Origin of the sequence: Sphaerisporangium sp. B11E5 (genome assembly GCF_039871875.1) — a bacterium.
In the GTDB taxonomy this organism is placed as follows: domain Bacteria; phylum Actinomycetota; class Actinomycetes; order Streptosporangiales; family Streptosporangiaceae; genus Sphaerisporangium.
The window spans coordinates 21,985-40,548 of sequence record NZ_JBDPMD010000013.1 but is presented as its reverse complement, the minus strand read 5'-3'; the positions used below and the strand labels follow the sequence as shown (position 1 = coordinate 40,548).

Annotated in this window: 18 protein-coding genes; 3 read left to right on the top strand and 15 right to left on the bottom strand. The window is 73.2% G+C overall.

The features are described from left to right. Window positions 1–24: 24 nt before the first annotated feature. Together ABGB17_RS15120 and ABGB17_RS15115 are read right to left on the bottom strand one after the other, a co-directional pair. Complete coding sequence (locus ABGB17_RS15120) at window positions 25–1,569, bottom strand: metallophosphoesterase family protein (protein ID WP_347629740.1); 1,545 nt, start codon at window positions 1,567–1,569, stop codon at window positions 25–27. Between the two features lie 116 nt (window positions 1,570–1,685). Continuing rightward, on the bottom strand, window positions 1,686–2,888 hold the full coding sequence (locus ABGB17_RS15115) for a HupE/UreJ family protein (protein ID WP_347629738.1): 1,203 nt from the start codon (window positions 2,886–2,888) through the stop codon (window positions 1,686–1,688). A gap of 172 nt (window positions 2,889–3,060) precedes the next feature. Between ABGB17_RS15115 and ABGB17_RS15110 the strand changes: the two genes are divergently transcribed. Beyond that, window positions 3,061–3,726, top strand: a complete 666-nt coding sequence (locus ABGB17_RS15110) for a hypothetical protein (RefSeq protein ID WP_347629736.1) — start codon at window positions 3,061–3,063, stop codon at window positions 3,724–3,726. Window positions 3,727–3,772: 46 nt separating this feature from the next. Here the strand turns inward: ABGB17_RS15110 and ABGB17_RS15105 are convergent, their stop codons facing one another. Next, window positions 3,773–4,516: a class I SAM-dependent methyltransferase gene (locus ABGB17_RS15105; protein WP_347629734.1), complete on the bottom strand. Its 744-nt coding sequence runs from the start codon at window positions 4,514–4,516 to the stop codon at window positions 3,773–3,775. 96 nt (window positions 4,517–4,612) lie between these two features. Next, window positions 4,613–5,770 carry an alkaline phosphatase PhoX gene (locus tag ABGB17_RS15100; RefSeq protein ID WP_347629732.1) on the bottom strand — a complete coding sequence of 386 codons (1,158 nt, stop codon included), beginning with the start codon at window positions 5,768–5,770 and terminating at the stop codon, window positions 4,613–4,615. A gap of 202 nt (window positions 5,771–5,972) precedes the next feature. Between ABGB17_RS15100 and ABGB17_RS15095 the strand changes: the two genes are divergently transcribed. Beyond that, entirely contained in the window at window positions 5,973–6,851 is an 879-nt protein-coding gene (locus ABGB17_RS15095) for a hypothetical protein (RefSeq protein WP_347629730.1), read from the top strand. Here ABGB17_RS15095 and ABGB17_RS15090 read toward each other — a convergent pair. The 8 genes from ABGB17_RS15090 to ABGB17_RS15055 form a co-directional block, all read right to left on the bottom strand. Beyond that, window positions 6,820–7,773 (bottom strand): acyltransferase domain-containing protein, encoded by a 954-nt coding sequence (locus ABGB17_RS15090; RefSeq protein ID WP_347629728.1) that lies wholly within the window; start codon window positions 7,771–7,773, stop codon window positions 6,820–6,822. The genes ABGB17_RS15095 and ABGB17_RS15090 overlap by 32 nt on opposite strands. Beyond that, the gene (locus ABGB17_RS15085) at window positions 7,758–8,363 is read right to left on the bottom strand and encodes a malonate decarboxylase holo-ACP synthase (RefSeq protein WP_347629726.1); all 606 of its coding nucleotides are present in this window, start codon (window positions 8,361–8,363) and stop codon (window positions 7,758–7,760) included. The genes ABGB17_RS15090 and ABGB17_RS15085 overlap by 16 nt, the downstream gene beginning before the upstream one ends. 168 nt (window positions 8,364–8,531) lie before the next feature. Beyond that, on the bottom strand, window positions 8,532–10,250 hold the full coding sequence (locus tag ABGB17_RS15080; RefSeq protein WP_347629724.1) for a biotin-independent malonate decarboxylase subunit beta: 1,719 nt from the start codon (window positions 10,248–10,250) through the stop codon (window positions 8,532–8,534). Continuing rightward, window positions 10,247–10,528, bottom strand: coding sequence for a malonate decarboxylase acyl carrier protein (mdcC, locus tag ABGB17_RS15075; protein ID WP_347629977.1), 282 nt, complete (start codon window positions 10,526–10,528; stop codon window positions 10,247–10,249). Before mdcC ends, ABGB17_RS15080 begins: the two co-directional genes overlap by 4 nt. Then, window positions 10,525–11,376, bottom strand: coding sequence for a triphosphoribosyl-dephospho-CoA synthase (locus tag ABGB17_RS15070; RefSeq protein ID WP_347629721.1), 852 nt, complete (start codon window positions 11,374–11,376; stop codon window positions 10,525–10,527). Before ABGB17_RS15070 ends, mdcC begins: the two co-directional genes overlap by 4 nt. Next, a complete protein-coding gene (gene mdcA, locus ABGB17_RS15065; protein WP_347629719.1) occupies window positions 11,376–13,016 on the bottom strand; it encodes a malonate decarboxylase subunit alpha in 1,641 nt (546 codons plus the stop codon). Before mdcA ends, ABGB17_RS15070 begins: the two co-directional genes overlap by 1 nt. Window positions 13,017–13,078: 62 nt before the next feature. Further along, window positions 13,079–13,816 carry a class I SAM-dependent methyltransferase gene (locus ABGB17_RS15060; protein WP_347629717.1) on the bottom strand — a complete coding sequence of 246 codons (738 nt, stop codon included), beginning with the start codon at window positions 13,814–13,816 and terminating at the stop codon, window positions 13,079–13,081. Window positions 13,817–13,843: 27 nt separating this feature from the next. Beyond that, on the bottom strand, window positions 13,844–14,677 hold the full coding sequence (locus ABGB17_RS15055; RefSeq protein WP_347629715.1) for a helix-turn-helix transcriptional regulator: 834 nt from the start codon (window positions 14,675–14,677) through the stop codon (window positions 13,844–13,846). Between the two features lie 151 nt (window positions 14,678–14,828). On the opposite strand from ABGB17_RS15055, the gene ABGB17_RS15050 reads away from it, so the two are divergent. Further along, window positions 14,829–16,265 (top strand): aldehyde dehydrogenase family protein, encoded by a 1,437-nt coding sequence (locus tag ABGB17_RS15050; RefSeq protein WP_347629713.1) that lies wholly within the window; start codon window positions 14,829–14,831, stop codon window positions 16,263–16,265. On the opposite strand, the gene ABGB17_RS15045 is transcribed toward ABGB17_RS15050, so the two are convergent. The 3 genes from ABGB17_RS15045 to ABGB17_RS15035 are packed head-to-tail and all read right to left on the bottom strand — an operon-like array spanning window position 16,234 to window position 18,532. Beyond that, on the bottom strand, window positions 16,234–16,830 hold the full coding sequence (locus ABGB17_RS15045; RefSeq protein ID WP_347629711.1) for a TetR/AcrR family transcriptional regulator: 597 nt from the start codon (window positions 16,828–16,830) through the stop codon (window positions 16,234–16,236). The two genes, ABGB17_RS15050 and ABGB17_RS15045, sit on opposite strands and share 32 nt — an antisense overlap. Window positions 16,831–16,861: 31 nt before the next feature. Next, window positions 16,862–17,230, bottom strand: coding sequence for a DUF427 domain-containing protein (locus ABGB17_RS15040; RefSeq protein WP_347629709.1), 369 nt, complete (start codon window positions 17,228–17,230; stop codon window positions 16,862–16,864). Window positions 17,231–17,278: 48 nt separating this feature from the next. Continuing rightward, the gene (locus ABGB17_RS15035) at window positions 17,279–18,532 is read right to left on the bottom strand and encodes an MFS transporter (protein WP_347629707.1); all 1,254 of its coding nucleotides are present in this window, start codon (window positions 18,530–18,532) and stop codon (window positions 17,279–17,281) included. Window positions 18,533–18,564 lie beyond the last annotated feature (32 nt).

The window sequence follows — 18,564 nt, the reverse complement described above, 5'->3', positions numbered from 1 at the left end:
CTGGTCGGCGTCCCCGGCGCTCGTCTATCGCAGCCAGGACGCGGACTCGGCCGGGACGCGGTCGTCACCCTTGCCGTGACCGTGGTGCTTGTCGTCGTAGGGACGGATCACCACCTTGTCGACCGTGGAGCCGACCGGCTGAGCCGGGCCGGCGCCGCTGTCCGGACCGCACCAGGACTCCTGGCCCAGTTCCACCGCGGCGTTGGGGGCGGCGCAGGTGCCGCTGCGGAGGTTCTCCACGACGAGCTTGTCGCCCCGCACCTGGATCTTGACGTAGGTGCGGACGTGCTCCTGGTTCTCGACCGAGTTGGCCCAGTGGCTCTTGGGGTTCAGCGGGTCGGGACCGTAGTTCGGGTCCTTGGTGGTGTCCGGAGCGGTGATGTCGTAGTACTTCGAACCCGACGCGGAGTTCGCCGTCACGTAGATGACGCCACCCGGACCCTGCGCCACCTGGGCGGCGCCGGGCTGCTCGTCCTTGTTCGCCTTCTGGCCGTTCTTGATCACGTAGCTGCGGGAGTAGCTGTGGTCGTGCCCCTGCAGGACCAGGTCGACGCCGAGGTTCGAGAAGGCGGTCGGGAAGTCCTGGCGGCGCAGCTTGGCGTCGTTGTCGTTCGCGTGGCTGGCCGGCGAGTAGATCGAGTGGTGGTACACGAGGACGGTGTACTTGGCGTCGTCCCCGTGCTCCTTCACGACATCGGTGATGTAGCCGATGTGCGCGGCGTCGGCGCCGGCGGCGTAGGCGTTGCTGTTGATGTCGATGAACAGCACGTCCTTGTAGACGTACCAGTAGTCGCCGCCGGACCGGGTGGCCGCGTCGCCGTTGTAGTACGGCGCGGAACGGTCGGTGTTCGGCGTCCAGAAGTGCTGCTCGTACGACTTGCCGCCCACGTCGTGGTTGCCGATGGTGGCGGCCCACGGGTACTGGCGCAGCTTGTCGGGCGCGAGGAACGCGTTCCACTGCGGCTCGTTGTTGGCGCTCTCGACCTGGTCGCCGCCGGAGACCAGCAGTTCGGCCTTCGGGTTGGCGGCGAGGGCGACGTCCAGCGTGTCCTGCCACCCGGCGCCGTCCTTGGCGGTGTCGCCCGACGAGCCGATCTGCGGGTCGCCGAAGAACAGGAAGTCGAAGTCGCCCTTGAAGTCCTGCGTCCTGAAGGTGTAGGTCGGGGACCAGGCGCCCTCGGTGCCGACGCGGTAGGAGTACGAGGTGTTCTTCTTCAGCCCGTCGAGGGTGACGTGCGCGTTGTAGCCGCCGTTGACGGTGTTCGCGGCCTTGGTGGCCGGGTACGTGACGGTGTGCTTGCCGAACTGCCCGTGGGAGAGCTTGGACGTCGGCGCGACCTGGACTACCTGCGCGGTGTCGGCCGAGGAGTACCAGGACACCACGCGCTGCGCCTCGGTGGCCCCCACACCGAGGATGATGCCGGTGGCCGTCGTGCCGGCGTCGGCGTGGACCGCCGTCATCAGGCTGCTGCCCACCACCGCGGAGATCCCCATGACCGCCGCCGTGGCGCCCACAGCCACCCGCCGCCGGAGCCCTCCGGCGTTCTGTGGGCGAATATCGAACTTCATTACGTTTCCGTCCATTTGAGGGAAAAATGAGCTTTGCAACGGTTTCGGAGGTTCGTGTCCTGCAGATGAACTCGTGGCGGGCGTGCCATGGCGCCTGCCGGAAGTTGTGAGGCGTCTCAAAGGCCGGGAATCCGCTGCGCGAACCACACCAGGCCCATCACGGCCACACCCGCGGCGAGCGCTCCCGTCGCCCACAACCCCGGGACGGGACGGCGGTGGCGCAGCACGGCGAGCAGCGGGAAGACGGCCAGGATGACGGCGAGCTGGACGGCCTCGATGCCCACGTTGAAGACGAGCAGCGACCACAGGAGCGTCCACGACCAGGCCTGGTCGATCCCGAGCGCCGCGGCGAAGCCGAGGCCGTGCACGAGGCCGAAGCAGAACACCACCGCGAGCCGCGTCCAGCCCGCGCGATCCAGGCCGAGGTGCCGGCGGCCGGCGTCCTCGAGATCCGTGGCGTGCGACCGGCGCCGCCAGATCCGCCACAGGTGCCAGCCCGCGACGACCGCGATCGAGAGGGCGATGACCGGCTCCACGAACGACGCGGGCGCCCGCACGAGGCCGAGGGCGGCGAGGACGAAGGTGACCGAGTGCGCCAGCGTGAAGGTCGTCGCCGCCAGCACGATCTCGCGCAGGCGGCGTGACCCCGCGATGAGCGCCAGCAGGAACAGGATGTGGTCGAGCCCGGTGAGCAGGTGCTCGGCGCCGAGCCGGAAGAACTCCCAGAACCGCTCGGCCCACGACTGCCGCGTGGAGAACGACGGATGCCCGGCGTCGAGGGCGGCGCTTCCTGACGTCAAGTCGAGGTCGTAGGTGACCACCGTCTTGGTGTCGCGCACATAGCGCTCGGCGTCGGGGAACAACCCGCTGCGCACCTCGTGCGCGTCGGCCTCCGGGCACCGGTAGTCGAGGGCGAACCGCGCGTACGGGACGTCCTCCCGCCGCTCGATCGTGAAGCCGCCGGCCCGGGCCGGGGTGCAGGGCTCGCCCCCGGCCGTGACGCCGAAGCGGTCGGTCACGTACGCGACCACCGAGCCGGCGTGGGCGCCGAGTGCCGCGGCCTGCGCCGCCGAGTCACCGGCCTCGAACGCCGCGGTACCCGCCCGGAACAGCGGGTCGTCCTTCTCGGCGTCGGCGGCGGAGACGACCAGCAGGTCGTACTCCAGCCCGAGCTCGGTGCGGACGTGTCCGGTCCCGGGCGAGGTGAGGCCGACGTACACGGTCGAGGTGAAGCCGTGGGCCAGGCTGGGCGCGGCGCTGAGCAGAACGGCCGCGGCCACGGCTGCGACCGCCGCACCGTAGCGGACAAAGCGGGACATATAGCTCCTGTTCGGTCGGCGGACAAATCTGCTCGGCCCAGATGAACGAACAGTGGCTCGCCTGTTAAGCGGCGAAGAAGCGCACCCGGCGAAGACGGCCGTCGCGTCGATGACCACCGGCGATGCGGTAGGAAGTAGGCGCACTTCACGCACACCCCGAAGGACGATCCCTATGCGCTCACGGCTTCTGCCCGCCGTGCTGGCGGCGGTCGCGGCCGCCGTGCTGGCCGGCGGCTGCTCAGGCGACGACTGGTCGGAGCCGCACGCCGAGCCGAGCGCCGTCGGCACCCTCGGCGCGGGCTTCTCCGACCCCGCCGCACCGCCCGCCCCCGAGGCGACGATCACGCCGCGCCCCCGCTCCTGGGACGGCGTCCGCCCGTCGGAGGGTTACCGCGTGGTGCTGCTCACCGCGGGGAAGGACGCCCAGACCAGGACACTGGCGGGTGCCGTGACCGAGTGGGCCGAGTCCGAGCACGTCCGCCTCAGGACCCTCACCGCCACGTCGCCGGACCAGTACGTCCAACGCATCAGCGAAGCGATCGGCCTGGCGCCCGACCTCGTCATCACCGCGGGCAACGACCTCGTGGACCCCTTGGCCCTCGTCACCCCCAGCCACCTCGACCAGCAGTTCCTCGTGGTCGGCGCCGAACTGGCCGAGCCCACGGCCAACGTCACCGCCGCCGACTGGACCGGCGCCTCCTTCCGCGGCGAGGGCCTCGGCATGTCATCGGCGTACGACCCCGCCACCTTCACCCCCGAGCGCGCCGCCCGCGCCGTCCGGGCCGGGGTCGCGGCGGTACTCAACGGCCTCACCGGCATCGTGATCTGGCTCGACTAGACGCCGGTCACCCCGACGCCTCACGCCTCCCGGCGCGGCTGAGCCGCTAGTGGTCCGTCGGAATGCGATAGACGGACACGTGGGAACGCGATTCGGCGGTGAAAGGGGAGCCGGTCCAGTCGGCGTGCCTGGATTCCAGTTCGAAGCCGGCCAGCTCGGCCATGAGGTCGAGTTCCGAGGGCCAGATGTAGCGGTGGGGGGTGCGGAACAAGCGGGCTTGTTGGGTGGCGTCGAACTTGAAGTGGTGGGAGACGACGTGCTGGTTGAGGAAGTCGTAGGTGTCGAGGCCTATGTAGCCGGGGTCGCAGCGCCAGACAGACGCTTGTACGCCGGGAGGGAGTTTGCGAAGTTCCGGGACCCAGAGTTCTATGACGAAGCGGCCGCCGGGGGTCAGGTGGCGGGCCGCGTTGCGGAAGCAGGCCACCTGTTCTGATTGGGCGAGCAGGTTGGAGATGGTGTTGAAGACCAGGTAGACCAGGGTGTACCGGCCGGGGGCCGTGGCGGTGGCCATGTCGCCGGTAATCACAGGGATCGTTTGCTCGTCGGCCTTTGTTCTCAGTTGGGCGATCATCGCGGGGGACAGTTCGATGCCGGTGACGGGAATTCCGCGTCCGGCGAGCGGGATGGCCACGCGGCCGGTGCCGATGGCGAATTCCAGTGCGTTTCCGCCTGCGGCCAGTTCGGCGAGGCGGTCCACGGCGGGGCCGAGGACTTCGGGGGCGAACATTCCGGTGCCGGGGGTGTCATAGTTTTGGGCGGCTTCGACGTCCCAGATTTCCTCCTGTCGCATGTCCTCCACCATTGTCGTGCGACATTTGGATTGTCCAATGGTTTTGTGAGCGGGAAGGCCCGTCGCCGGTGACGGGCCTTCGCCGTGCGGCGGGGATCAGCGGAAGGGGCCGGTGACGCAGTACGTGATGCCGCCCGAGGAGGAGCCCGAGGTGCCGCGCTGGGAGGAGAAGTACAGGCGGTTGCCGGCGGGGTTGAAGGCGGGGCCGGTGATCTCGGAGGAGCTCTGGCCGGTGATTCTCAGGAAGGGAGAGATCTTGTCGTCGGGGGTGATCAGGCAGATCTCCATGTTGCCGCCGTCCTCGGCGACGTAGAGGTCGCCGGAGGCGGAACCGGTGACGTTGTCGACGCCGGTCAGGGGGGCGGTGCCGGGGGAGACAAGGCTGTCGTCGTAGGCGAGTTCGTAGGTGTTGTTGTTGAGGTTCAGTTGCCAGACGCGGTTGTCGCCCTTGGTGGTGAACCAGACCGTGTCGTTGGCGTAGTGGCACCCCTCGCCGCCGTTGAAGGACTTGGAGCCGGAGACCTGGCTGCGGGTCGCGGTGGGGGAGCCGTCGGGGTCGGGGACGTTCGCCCAGCTGAAGGAACCTGAGGTTCCCGAGCCCGCGACGAGCACCTGGAGGGTGCCGGAGGAGAGGTTGCCCCACGTGGTGGGGATGAAGCGGTAGAAACGGCCGTTGCTCTCGTCCTCGGTGAGGTAGATCACCTTGCGGACCGGGTCGGCGGCGGCGGCCTCGTGCTTGAAGCGGCCCATGGCGGGGCGTTGCACGGCGGCGGTGCCGCCGAAGGGATAGGTCTCGTAGACCAAGCCCAGGCTGACCTCCTCGCAGGACAGCCAGGTGTTCCACGGCGTCTTCCCGCCCGCGCAGTTGGTGCGGGTGCCGGACAGGATGCGGTACGCCGACGTGACGGTGCCGCTGGAGTTGAACCGGAGGGCGGAGGCGCCGCCGCCCGGGTTGATCTCGGAGTTGGAGACGTAGATCCAGCCCGTGCCGTCGGCGAAGCACGCGCCGCCGTCGGGGGCGTTGTGCCAGGTGTAGGAGGTGCCGGGGACGGTCCGGCCGGAGCGGGCGATCACCTGGCTGGTGAAGCCGGCCGGCAGTTGGATTCCGTTGGAGTCGGCGGCGAGGAGCGCGCCGTAAGGACCGGTGGCGTTCTGGGCGGGGGCGGCGAGGGCGGCGCCCTGCCAGAGACTGCCGGAGAAGGCCACTGTGCTCGCACCGAGCACCGAGGCACGAAGGAAATGACGACGTTCCATCGACGAGACCTCCTTGGAGGGAGTGCAGCCTCGCCGACGGTAAATGGGGGAGACGGTCGTCCGGCTGTCAGGAAAGTTAACGGCGGCGGTGCGCTGCCCCACATTCCGGTGCGCCGCCTCACCCGGGTGCGCGCGGTCTTGCGCGGGCGGCGGCCGGTGGTCTGGACTGGTGGCGAGTGCCGTACGACGAAGGTGGGCCCGATTGACCGCCGAGCATGCCGACGCCGACGTCATCGAGCAGGGGCCGGGCGGACCCCGCTGGGTGGGACTGGTAGGGCTCGCCGCCCTCGTGGCGGTGTCGCTCATCGGCGTGCTCAACGGCAGGGAGACGAGTCGTCCCGCCCCCGTCGCCACCCCGAAGTCCGTGCGGAACGCGATCAGTGTGACCCCCAACGCCGTCTACCCTGAGGCGGACGGCGCGGGTGGCTTCAGGACGTCGCGTGTCACGTTCCCGCACGGCGCCCGCGCGGAGCTCGTGTACCCGGCCCGCCTGAACCTGGCCTCGATGGGGGTACGGCCGTCCGTCGGCGGCACCGTGGACGGCGAGTTCCGCTCCCTCACCGCCCCGCTGTACGGCGAGGCCGAGACCGCCGCCGGACGCCCCATGCTGCGGCACCTGGCCCCCAACGTGACGCTGTGGCCCGGCCCGCCCGGGGTGCGCACCGCGGGGCCGGTCCTGCTCTTCGCGTTCGGCGACTGGCGGCTCGCCCTGCAGGACGAGCGGGCCGGCATGGCGTTCGAGCAGCGCAAGGCATGGGCGGGCAACCTCCGGGGCACGGTCACCGCGGACGGCTTCCTCACCCTGTCCGGAGGCGGCCCGCTGCGGCTGTCCCGGCCCGGCGAGGTCCGCGACGGCGTGCTCGTGGGCCCGCAGTTGTGGCTCGGCGGGCTGAGCCCCCGCATGCTGGTGGTGGCCCCGATCCCCGGCTGTGAACGACCGCCGAGGACCCGGGTCGTGCTCGACACGCGCCATCCGATCGTGGCGAGCACCTGCCGCGACGGCTTCTACCTGGCCGCCGCGGGCGACGAGGACTTCGTGCGGCGCGTGCTCAGGGATGTCCGCGTCCGTGCCACGGGTTAGCGTCCCTGGCCCGGCGTACGGCCAGGGCCGCGTCACGGAGTGGGGTGTCCGCCAGGGCGACGGTGCGGGAGGAGGGAAGCAGGTGGGTGAGGACGTGGCCGGGGGGTGACTGGAGGAACAACGTGATGCCCAGTTCACCGAGGAGGGCCGTCGCGTCGTGCCACCGGAGGGTGGTGGCGACACCCCAGGCCAGGTCGTGCAGGACGGCGCCCGGGGTGGTGAGGACGCGGGCGGTGGAGTTGGCGATGAACGGCGTGGTCAGAGGACGGTGGGGGACGGAGGCCAGGTGGGTGGCCATGGCGGTGGCGACCGGGGTGAGCAGGGGGCAGTGCGAGGGCACGGGGATCGGCAGGCGCTGGACGCGGTGGGCGCCGTAGCCCGGGGCGGCCCGGGTGAGGCGGGCCAGGGCGCCGAGGGTGCCGGTGACGACGGTCTGGTGGCCGGAGTCGACGACGGCGAGGTACAGCGGGTCGGCGGCGGTGGAGACGGCGGCGATCAGGCGGCGGACCTGGGGGACGGTCGGGCCGAGGACGGCGGTCATGCCGTACCCGGTGGGGTGGGCGTCGCGCATCAGCGTGGCGCGGTGGTGCACGGCCCGGAGCGCTTCGGGAAAGGTCAGGACGCCGGCGGCGACGGCGGCGGGGAAGCCGCCCGCCGAGTGGCCGGCCACGACGTCAGGGGTGGCGCCTTCGGCGGCCAGGGCCCTGGTCGCGGCGACCCCCGCGACGCAGAGGGCGACCTGGGCGCCGACGGTGGACGCCAGCTCCTCCGCGCCGTCCCGCCGCGACGAGCCGGGCAGGACACGCTCGGCCTCGGCGAGTGTCCCGGCGACGGCCGGGTGGCGCGGCAGGTCGTGGAGCATCCCGGGACGCTGGGCGCCCTGACCGGGGTACAGGAACGCGACCCTTACGCGGGTGCCCATGGGTCGTCCAGCAGGCGGGGGCCGTGGGTGGTGCGGGTGAGGACGGGACCGTGGGGGCGGGCCCATTCGGTGAGGGCGACGCCGCCGGACGGGGTCTCGACCTGGCAGTCGACGCGGCCGGGCAGGGCGGTGAAGGCCGCCACCAGCCGGGCGGCCTGGTCGCGGTCCAGCCGGTGTGGGGAGCGGATCAGCAGGTCGAGGTCGCTGCCGGGGTGGGTGGCCGGCCGGCCGGTGGCCAGTTCGAATCCGACGCCGCCGATGGGCCCCCAGGCGGCGCCGTCCAGTTCGAAGGCGAGCACGTGGGCGGCGGCGGTGAGGATCAGCCCGAGCAGGGCGTAGCGGGGGCGCCGCCCGGTCAGCTCCTCGGGCGGGACGAGGCTCGTGATCGCGTCCACGGGGACCAGGGCGGCGTGCCGCTGCCGGCGCTCGGGGCCGCGCACGCCCACGGGCACGAAACCGGGAGGGTGCGGCGCCCGCCGGACCACCGCCCAGGGGCAGGTGGCGAGGATCGTGGCGGCCCAGCCCGGGACCGGCCCGTCGAGAGCGGCGCACCCGGTGAACCGCAGCAGGTCGTGCGGGCGGGCCGTCATCGCCACTGCTCCCCGACGGTCACGACGGCCCAGCCGAGCGCGGTGCTCCCGGTGAACCGCGGCAGGTCGTGCGGGCGGGCCGTCATCGCCACTGCCGCCCGACGGTCACGACGGCCCAGCCGAGGGCGGTGCTCCCGGTGAACCTCGGCAGGTCGTGCGGGCGGGCGGTCATCGCCACTGCCCCGCGAGGGTCTCGCAGGCCCGGCGGGAGGCGGCACGGGCGGGTGCCGAGCGACGGCGGCTCAGGTCGCGGGGCCCGCGGCGGGCGTCCGCGACGGCGGCGGTGAGCGCGTCCTTCACCGTGCGGACGTCCCCGGCGCCCGGGTGCCCGGCGTCCTCGACGTCCAGCAGGCCGTCGCACACCCCGAGCCCCGCCCAGCCGGCCACGTCGTACGACAGCGGCGGCACCCGCCGCGCCAGCTCGTCCAGCTCGGCCACGGTGCGCAGGGTCACCCGTGCCGCGGCCTCCTTGTGCATGGCGTGGATCGTCACCCCGGGGTCGTCGAGGGCGAGCACCCGCCCGGCCTGGTAGCCGTGCGCGAGCAGCCCGCCCGACAGCGCCGTGCCCACGACGAGCGTGATCACGGGGTGCCCGGCGGCGCGTGCCGTGGCGTAGGCGTCCACGGCGGCGGCCAGCGCGTGGTGCAGGCCGAGCAGTTCCTCGACCCGGCCGTACGCCTGGCTGGGCACGTCCACGACGGCGACGACCGGCCGGCGCCGTTCCTCGGGCAGGTGCGCGTCCTCGGTGCGGACGCCGGTCACCGTCTCGGCGAGGGCGAGCCCTTCGCGCAGCCCCACCTCGCCCCGCCGGGCCCGGTGGTAGGGGCTCGCGGGGTCGGGGACGACGGCGACGAGGCGGGCCGTGTCGCCGCCCAGCACGACGTCCGCGATGACCACGGACGGCACCACGGCGCGCACGTCGCCGTCGGCGAGCGCACGCGTCCAGGCGAGCCCGCGGCTCCCCGCTCCCCCGCGGGGGCCACCGGAGGGTGGGCCGGTCATGGCCGCCATGTCCTCGCGGGCACCGGCGGGCGGGCGGTCGTGGCCCCACACCCTCGCGAGGTCCGCGGGCTCCGGGGGGCGCTCCGGGTCGACGGCCGCGAGCCGGGCGCGCAGCTCGCCGAGCCGCGCGGACCGGTGGACCTCCGGCACGCCTCGCCGTACGGCGTCGATCACGGCGGTGCGGACGGCGCCGAGGTCGTCGAGGACCAGGACGTCCGCAAGCCCGGTCGCGGTGCGCTGGCCGCCGCCGTTGATCGCCCAGATCAGCGCGTGGTCGGAGGCGTCGAACTCCTCGACGCCGGCCTCGGACTCGATCACCTGGGGACCGTCGAGCCCCAGCCGCCCCTCCCTCGTCATGATCAGCGAGGTGCACAGCCCGGCCGCGATGCTCATGCCGCCGAAACACCCGAGCGCCCCGGCGACGACCCCGACGACGGGCCGCAGGGCACGCAGCTCCAGCACGGCCGAGCACACCTCCGCCACCGCCGTCAGCCCGAGGTTCGCCTCCTGCAGCCGCACGCCCCCGGTCTCCAGCAGCAGCACCGCGGCCGTCGGCACGCCCGCCCGGTTGTCCTCGGCGGCCAGCGACAGCGCCTCGGTGATCTTCATGCCGGAGACCTCACCGATCCCGCCTCCCTGGAAGGCCTGCTCGACGCCGATCACGACCGCGGGCCCGCCGCCGAGCTCCCCCTTCGTCACCACCACGCCGTCGTCGGCCTGCGGGACCAGGCCCTGGGGTTCCAGCCACGGCGACTCGACGCGGTCGAAGGGGCCGCACAGCTCCCGCGCCGTCCCGGCGTCCAGCAGCCCGGCGGCCCGCGCACGGGCGTCCAGCTCGATGAAGCTGGTCCGGGTGAGCATGGCGGCCCAGTCGGCGGCCGTCACGACCGGCCCTCCTCGACGGCCTGCCGCAGCCGCAGCGCCACGACACCCGGGGTCGCCCCGGCGTCGTTCAGCTCGAACACGGCGGCGACCGGATGCCGGGCGAAGAAGCGCCCCAGCACCACCCGCCACACCTCGTCGAACCCGTCGACGCTGGTCCGCACCCGTACCCGGGCAGCTCCGGCCGCGGGTGTCATCAGCACCTCCAGGTCACCCGAGCCGACCACCCCGACGTGGGCGCGCCGGGCGGGTGCCGGGCCTCCGGGGAACTCGAAGCTCATGGTCCGCACGCGGACACCTCCCACGGCACCAGATCGAGGAACAACGCCGCCGCGAGCAGGTCCCCGCTGCCGCCCGGCGACAGCCGCCGTGCCCGCAGCAGCTCGCCGAACTCGGTGAGGGGCCCGCAGCCCGCGCCCCCTTCCGCCAGCACCCGTGCCGCGCCGAGCCGGACGGCCCGCAGCCCGGCGAGGCCGCCGCGGTGGAGCACGCAGGTGTCGGGCAGCCGGCTCATCACCGCCAGCAACGCGTCGAGCCGTGCGGTCTCCTCGGGCAGCCCCGCCGCCCTGGCCCGGCGCAGGCACGGCAGGGCGACCCCGACGACGTGCGGGAACCCCTTCGCGGCCTCCCCGCGGGCGCCGCGTGCCCCGTACCGGCGCCACACCTGTTCCCCGTGGGACACCGGCCCCTCGGGAGGGCAGGGGTCGGGCAGGGCGGCCAGCCGGCCCGCGCGGCGGGCGGCCTCCTGCTCGCCGCGGGACCGCGAGGCGGTGGCGACCAGCAGCCCGAGCGCCCACAACGCCCCCCGGTGGGTGTTCACCCCGCCGGTGGCCCGCAACATCGCCCGCTCACCGGCCCGCCCGATGCGGCCCACCTCCGCGCGCGACCGGGCCGAGGCGAGGGCACGGAAGGCGGGGCGCAGCGCCTCGGCGGACGCCAGGAGCAGCGGCAGGTCCATGTCGTCGTGCGCGCCGTTGTCCTGGCCGTCGACCAGGCCCGGCTTCGGCCCGAGGCGGGCCTCCTCCCGCAGGGCGCGCACCGCGAGACCGGCGAGCAGGTCCGCGCGCGACGGCGGGCCTGCGGCGGGAGGCAGGAGCCCCGCCACCGTCTCCGGCCCCCCGGCGACCATCACCAGCTCCTGAAGCGGCCGGGCGGGTCGTACAGGCCGCCGGACCACGCGACGAGGTCCTCGACGCTGCGGGCCGCGAGCAGGGCGCGTCCGGCCCGCCGGACGTCCACCCCGAGGTCCTCGGGCAGCGCGACCAGGCCGTCGCGGCGCAGCGCCTCGACCCGCCGTTCGTCCACGGTCCGCCCGACCGGGGTGGCGCCGGCGACCGCGGCCAGCGCGTCGCGCCGTTCGGCGAGGCTCGTGGCCAGGTACAGGTAGGCCACGCCCTCCTCGGTCACCACGTGGCTCACGTCCTCGCCGTAGATCATGACCGGCGGGATCGGCATCCCGGTGTCCTCGCCCACCTGCACCGCGTCCAGGGTCTCGACGAACGCCGGGGTGCCGCCGGCACGGAACGTCTCCGTGATCTGCACGACCAGCTTGCGCCCGCGCCGCGCCGGGGGCTCCCCGGCCGGGAGGCTCAGCCACGCCGGGCTGGGGTGCCTGCGGCCGTGCGGGTCGTGTCCCATGTTGGGCGCGCCGCCGAAGCCGGTGAGGCGTCCTTCGGTGACCGTCGAGGAGTTGCCCGAAGCGTCGATCTGCAGCGACGACCCGATGAACATGTCCACCGCGTACTGCCCGGCGAGCTGGCAGAGCACCCGGTTGGACCGCAGCGACCCGTCGCGGCCGGTGAAGAACACGTCCGGGCGGGCGGAGACGTAGCGCTCCATGCCGGGCTCCCCGCCGAAGCAGTGCACCGACTCCACCCAGCCGCTCTCGATGGCGGGGATGAGCGTCGGGTGCGGGTTCAGCGTCCAGTGCCGGCAGATCCGGCCGCGCAGGCCGAGTTCCTCGCCGTAGGTGGGCAGGATGAGCTCGATCGCCGCGGTGTCGTAGCCGATCCCGTGGTTGAGCGTCGCCACCCCGTGCCGTTCGTACACCCCGCGTAGCGCCAGCATGGCCATCAGGACGTCGACCTGGCCGATGGCGCGCGGGTCGCGGGTGAACAGCGGCTCCAGCGCGAACGGCCGGGGGCTCACCACGATGAGATCGACCCAGTCGCCCGGGATGTCCACCCGGGGCAGCTCGTCCACCAGCGCGTTCACCTGGACCACGACGACGCCTTCGCGGAACGCCGCCGCCTCGGCGATGGTCGGCGTGTCCTCGGTGGCGGGGCCGGTGTAAAGGTTGCCCGCGTGGTCGGCCCGCTCCGCGCAGAGCAGCGCGACGTCCGGGGTGAGGTCGACGAACATCCGGGCGTACAGCTCGACGTAGGTGTGGATCGCCCCGACCTCCACCCGGCCGTCGGCGAGCAACTGCGCCATGCGGACGCTCTGCGGGCCCGCGTAGGAGAAGTCCAGGCGGCGGGCCACGCCGCGCTCGAACACGTCCAGGTGCTCGCGCAGGCTGATCGACGAGATCAGCAGGTGCAGGTCGTGCACCACGTCCGGGTCGCAGCTCGCGAGCGCCTCGGCGAGGAAGTCCGCCTGCTTCTGGTTGTCGCCCTCCAGCGCGACCCGGTCGCCCGGCCGCAGCAGCGCCTGGAGGGCGTCACGCGTCCGGGCGGCGTCCAGCACGCCGCCCTCGGTGTACGGCCGGACCGCCGCCAGCCGTTCCCGTTTCGCCGCCCGCCGCCGGTTCCAGTCCCGGGTCACGGCCATAGCCGCGTGATGCCGCGGACGGCGGCGCGGTTAACCCAAGGACGGTTAGATCTTCGGCGGGATCACCGCCGCCGCAGCAACAGGGTGACGAAGCCGAGCTGTCCCCGGTACCCGGTGAGCCACAGGTCGCGGTGTTCCTTGGCGGCGGCCAGCGCCTGGTCGCCGTCCGGCCCCGGGTTGTCCGCGCCCCACCGGGCGAGGGTGCCGGTCCAGGACCACTCGTAGTCGTCCCACTCGGCGAGGGTGCTCGTGTGGGCGTAGACGGTCAGCCAGCCGAGGTCCTCGACGGTCTCCACGGTGGCGGGCAGGTCCGGGTAGTCGCCGATGGTCTCGACGAGCTCGGCGCCGGGCGGGCGTTCCCAGAAGGCCTCGCCGACCACGGCGAGCCCGCCGGGGCGCAGGAAGCCGGCGACGGCCTCCATGGTCTTGGCCAGCCCGCCGAAGGCGTGGGTGGCGCCGACGCAGAGCACCAGGTCGTACGGCTCGGCGGCGGTGAACTTCTCGGCCGGGGTGTGGTGCAGGCCGAGCCGGTGGTACAGGTCACGGGCACCCGCCGCCCGCCCGGCGGACGCGATGGCCTCGGCGGAGACGTCCACGCCGTCCGCGACGGCCGTGGGGTACAGCTCCAGCGCACGCAGCGACCACTCGGCCTCGCCGCAGCCGAGGTCGAGGACGCGGGCGCCTTCGGGCAGCGCCGCGCGGCGCAGCAGCCGGTCGAGGTTCTCCGGGAAGACGGGGGCGGCGATCGGGTGATCGTGGTGGGCGATGGCACTGAGCGACTGGCGGTCCATGCCGTTCATGCTCCCAGCAACGGGCAACCGTTTTTCTCAGCGGTGGTCCGCGCCGATGACGGAAAGCAGCCGGAGCTTCTCGTGGCTCTCGGTGCCCGGCGACGCGGTGTGGACCACGAGTAGCTGGGACTGGTCGGGGTCCACCAGGATCTGGCAGTGCAGCTCCAGCACCCCGACCTGCGGGTGCCGCACACGTTCGGGCGGGCAGTACGGCCCGGCGACGGGGTGGTCGCGCCACAGGGCGGCGAACTCGGGGCTGGCGGCGAGCAGGGCCTCGACGATCGCCGCCGCGCGGCGGTCACCGGGGTCGCGGGTGTACACGTGGTGCAGGTTCGCCGCGACCAGGCGGCTGTGCGCGGGGTGGTCCTCCTCGAGGTGGAGGGCCCGTGCGGCGGGGTCGGTGAACCAGCGGTAGTGCGCGCTGCGGGCGAGCCCGGTGTACACCCTCTGGTCGCCGATCAGCGCCTTCGACAGGCGGGTCTGCCGCAACGTCTCCCCGAGGTGGTTCACCACCTGGGCCGCGGCGTCCTCCAGGCCGTCGAGGATGCGCATCATGCCGGGGTTGATGTGGTCGCCGCGCGCGACCCGGCCGGGGACGGCGTGTCCCGCCAGGCGGAACAGGTGGTCGCGCTCCTCCATGGAGAGGCGCAGGCCGCGGGCGAGGGCGGCGAGCATCTGCTCGGACGGGTGGGGGCCGCGCCGCTGCTCCAGCCGGCTGTAGTAATCGACGGACATGTCCGACAGGACGGCCACCTCCTCACGGCGCAGCCCGGCGGTGCGCCGCCGCCCGCCGCCGGGCAGGCCGACGTCCTCGGGCCGCAGCGCCTCGCGGCGGCTGCGCAGGAAGTCGGCGAGCCGTGCCCTGTCCACGTGTCCCCCTCTCGCCTCTCCCAACAAATGCCTGGTCACGGATGCTTCCCGCCCCCGCTCCCCATAGCCATGCCCTCCCGGTCCCTGGATCGGCGACCCCTGGCGACGCGCGACATTCCTCCCGCCGCGCCCTGCCGCCACAGTCGATTCCATGAGCAAGACAGCACTTGACGCCCCGGTCCACTGGATCGGCGGCGAAGCCATCACAGGGTCCACCGGCGTGATCGACGTGATCGACCCCGCCACCGACGAGGTCGTGGCCCAGGTGCCCGCGGGCACCGCCAAGGAGGTCGACGCCGCCGTGGCCGCGGCGACGGCGGCCTTCCCCGGCTGGGCCGCCACCGCCCCGGCCGGCCGTGCCGCGACGGTCCGGCGTGTCGCCGAGGGGCTGCGGAGCCGCGCCGAGGAGATCGCCACCACGATCACCCGTGAGATGGGCGCCCCCATCTCCCTCTCCCGCATGGCTCAGGCGAACTTCCCCGTCCTGGTGGCCGAGGCCTTCGCCGGGCTCGCGGACGACTTCGCCTGGACCGAGCGGGTCGGCCACTCCCTGGTCGTGCGGGAGCCGATCGGCGTCGTCGGCGCCATCACGCCGTGGAACTTCCCCCTGCAGCAGATCGTCTCGAAGGTGGCGCCCGCGCTGCTGGCGGGCGACACCGTCGTGCTCAAGCCGTCGGAGATCGCCCCGCTGACGGCGGGCATCCTCGCCGAGATCACCGCCGAGGCGGGCCTGCCCCCGGGCGTGTTCAACGTCGTGTACGGCACGGGCCCTGTGGTGGGCGAGGCGATCACGGCGCATCCCGGCGTCGACATGGTGTCGTTCACCGGCTCCACCCGGGCGGGACGGCGGATCGGGGCCGTCGCGGCGGGCACCGTCAAGCGGGTCGCGCTGGAGCTCGGCGGCAAGTCCGCCAACGTGATCCTCGACGACGCTGACCTCTCCCAGGCCGTCGAGGCCGGGGTGGCCTTCGCCTTCACCAACGGCGGCCAGGTGTGCGGAGGGTGGCCGCGCATGCTCGTCCCCGCCTCCCGGCACGACGAGATCGCCGAGATGGCCGTGGCGGCCGCCGCCGCGTACACCGTCGGCGACCCGTCCGACGAGGCGATCCGCGTCGGCCCGATGGCCTCGGAGGAGCACCGGCAGAGGGTGGACGGCTACATCCGGCGGGGCGTCGCGGACGGCGCCACCGTGGCGTACGGCGGGCCCGGCCGCCCCGAGGGCCTCACCAGGGGCGCGTACGTGCGGCCCACGATCTTCACCGGTGTCGCGCCCGACTCCGTGATCGCCCAGGAGGAGATCTTCGGGCCGGTGCTGACGATCATCCCGTACACCGGCGACGACGAGGCCGTGGAGATCGCGAACGGCACCATGTACGGCCTCACCGGCGCCGTGTTCGGCAGCGAGGAGCGGGCCCTCGGCATCGCCCGGCGGATGCGCACCGGCCAGGTGGACGTCAACGGCGGCCACTGGAACCCGCTGGCGCCGTTCGGCGGCTACAAGCAGTCGGGCAACGGCCGCGAGTTCGGCCGCCAGGGCCTCGAGGAGTTCCTGGAGATCAAGTCGATCCAGACGACGGCGGGCGCCTGAGGGCCTCGTCCAGCAGCACCGCCGCGGCGGCGCGGGCCGTGGTCGAGGCGGACGGGTCGCGGTCCATGCGGGCCGACAGGCTCGCGCCGTCGTAAAGGAGGTGGAGGCGGCGGGCGAGGTCGTCCGGGTCCGCCGCCCCCGCCTCCTCGGCGAGCCTGGTGAACAGGCCGCGGACCCACCCGCGGTACTTCTCGGCGGCCTGCCGCGCGGAACTGCCGAGCGCGGCCTCCGCACTCGCCGTGACGAACGCGCAGCCGTTGTAGGTGGGCTCGGTGAACAGCTCGCCCTGCGCGTCGAACACGCCGAGCAGGCGTTCGCGGGGGGTGCGGAAGCGGGTCAGCGCGCGGGTCACGCGCTCGCTGACGTTCGCGTGGCGGGACTCCAGGTACGCGCGGACCAGCTCGTCCTTGCTGCCGAAGGTGTTGTAGAGGGAGGCCTTGGCGACGCCCGCGTGCTCGATGATGCGGTCGATGCCGACGGTCTGCACACCCTCGCGGTAGAAGAGCTCATTGGCGGCGGCCAGGATGCGCTCGCGTGCCGAAGGCTTGACGGCGGTCCTTGGCATGGCTCGGCTCCTTCAGGCAGATCTGTTCACACTATTCTTCCGTCACGCTCACCCGGTCGGGGTAGAACGCGACGTGACCGGCGATCTCGCTCACCGCGTCGTACGGCGTGCGGTACGTCCACACGGCGTCGGTGAGCTCCCGGCCGCCGACGGCCAGGTGGTAGTAGGACGCCTCGCCCTTGTACGGGCAGTAGGTCTGCGTGTCGCTCGGACGCAGCAGGTCCGGGTCCACGTCCTCCAGCGGGATGTACTGGACGGGGGGGTAGGTCGACTCGCGCAGCACCAGCGCGGACGTCGTGTCGGCGACGACCGTGTCACCGACGCGGGCGACGACGCGGGTCTTGCCGGGCTCGACGGTGATGGGGTGATCGGGGCCCGGGATCAGCACCTGACGGGTCATGACCGGATTCCTTTCTCACGAACGAGGTTCTGCTTTACGAACGCTACGTCAGGAGCCGGCGGGCGCGGGCGCCGGTCCGGTCGCGCGGCGGGTGGACAGCAGGCCGAGCAGCGCCGCGGCGGCGAGCACGATGACCGCGGCCCCGTACTCGCGGGCCGTGCCGAGCAGCCCGCCGGCGTGCACGACCAGCACCCCGGCCACCACCGCGGGCAGGCCCATGCCGAGGTAGGACACGACGTACAGCAGGGAGAGCACCCCGGCGCGCTCGTGGGTGCGGGCCAGCGGCATCACCAGCCGGATCCCGCCCTGGAAGCCGCTGCCGAAGCCGACGCCCGAGATCGCGCTGCCCGCGAAGAAGCCGACCGGCGAGCCCACCTGGATGGAGACGAGCGTGACCCCCACGCCCACGATCAGGGTGACGATGCCGGCGTACAGCACGGCCCGGGTCGGCGCGTTCCGCAGCAGCAGCACGGCGAGCGCCGCGACGCCGGCGAGCACGAACAGGCCGAGCGCGCCGTACACCGCCGGGTGGGAGTGGATCATCGTGCCGGTGAGCGCGGGCCCGAGCGAGCCGTAGAAGCCGGCCAGGGACCACACGGCGAACAACACCGGTGCGGCGATCAGCACGGGGCCGCGCACCTGGCGGGGCAGCGAGATCTGCGGCTTCAGGCTGGCGAGCGCGCCCGCTTCACGTGAAGCCGTCTCGCGCAGCAGCAGCACGCCCACCGCCTGGAGGGCGAACACCGCGAGCAGGACGAGGTACACCAGGTGGGTCGGCGCGGGCGCGTACTGCACGAGCAGCGCCGAGGCCAGCGCCCCGGTCGCGGTGCCGATGCCCGGCGCCACCGCGTTGGTGATCGTGCCGCGGGCCCGGTCCACGTCCAGCATGCCCGCCCCGATCGCGCCCATGGCGGCCCCGGTGGACAGCCCCTGCACCACCCGGGCGACCAGCAGCGCCGTGACCCCGTCCGCGGTGGTGAACACGATCATCGCCACGGCCTGCACCGCGAGCGCCCCCAGCAGCACCGGCCGCCGCCCGACGTGGTCGGACACCCGCCCGAACACCAGCAACGCCGACAACACCGCCACGGCGTACACCCCGAACACCACGGTGGTGGTGATCGGCGTGAATCCCCACGCCGCCTGGTACACCGCGTACAACGGCGTCGGCGCGCTGGACGCCGCCAGCAGCGACACCGTGACCGACGCCAGCAACAGCAAGGGAGCGGTGGACCCCGGCGGCTTGCGGTGCGCCGCCCTCGATCCGGCACTCGTGACGACGCCGGGCGCTGTGGTGGTCATGACCGCGACTCCTATAGACCGATCTGTCTAGT

Excerpts from the sequence above, each read along its gene's own strand:
- ABGB17_RS15120 (WP_347629740.1), bottom strand. The coding sequence starts at position 1,569 with ATGAAGTTCGATATTCGCCCACAGAACGCCGGAGGGCTCCGGCGGCGG.
- ABGB17_RS15110 (WP_347629736.1), top strand. The coding sequence starts at position 3,061 with ATGCGCTCACGGCTTCTGCCCGCCGTGCTGGCGGCGGTCGCGGCCGCC.
- ABGB17_RS15040 (WP_347629709.1), bottom strand. The coding sequence starts at position 17,230 with ATGACCCGTCAGGTGCTGATCCCGGGCCCCGATCACCCCATCACCGTC.
- mdcC (WP_347629977.1), bottom strand. The coding sequence starts at position 10,528 with ATGAGCTTCGAGTTCCCCGGAGGCCCGGCACCCGCCCGGCGCGCCCAC.
- ABGB17_RS15105 (WP_347629734.1), bottom strand. The coding sequence starts at position 4,516 with ATGCGACAGGAGGAAATCTGGGACGTCGAAGCCGCCCAAAACTATGAC.
- ABGB17_RS15115 (WP_347629738.1), bottom strand. The coding sequence starts at position 2,888 with ATGTCCCGCTTTGTCCGCTACGGTGCGGCGGTCGCAGCCGTGGCCGCG.
- ABGB17_RS15100 (WP_347629732.1), bottom strand. The coding sequence starts at position 5,770 with ATGGAACGTCGTCATTTCCTTCGTGCCTCGGTGCTCGGTGCGAGCACA.
- ABGB17_RS15045 (WP_347629711.1), bottom strand. The coding sequence starts at position 16,830 with ATGCCAAGGACCGCCGTCAAGCCTTCGGCACGCGAGCGCATCCTGGCC.
- ABGB17_RS15085 (WP_347629726.1), bottom strand. The coding sequence starts at position 8,363 with ATGACGGCCCGCCCGCACGACCTGCTGCGGTTCACCGGGTGCGCCGCT.
- ABGB17_RS15090 (WP_347629728.1), bottom strand. The coding sequence starts at position 7,773 with ATGGGCACCCGCGTAAGGGTCGCGTTCCTGTACCCCGGTCAGGGCGCC.
- ABGB17_RS15070 (WP_347629721.1), bottom strand. The coding sequence starts at position 11,376 with ATGGTCGCCGGGGGGCCGGAGACGGTGGCGGGGCTCCTGCCTCCCGCC.
- ABGB17_RS15050 (WP_347629713.1), top strand. The coding sequence starts at position 14,829 with ATGAGCAAGACAGCACTTGACGCCCCGGTCCACTGGATCGGCGGCGAA.
- mdcA (WP_347629719.1), bottom strand. The coding sequence starts at position 13,016 with ATGGCCGTGACCCGGGACTGGAACCGGCGGCGGGCGGCGAAACGGGAA.
- ABGB17_RS15035 (WP_347629707.1), bottom strand. The coding sequence starts at position 18,532 with ATGACCACCACAGCGCCCGGCGTCGTCACGAGTGCCGGATCGAGGGCG.
- ABGB17_RS15060 (WP_347629717.1), bottom strand. The coding sequence starts at position 13,816 with ATGAACGGCATGGACCGCCAGTCGCTCAGTGCCATCGCCCACCACGAT.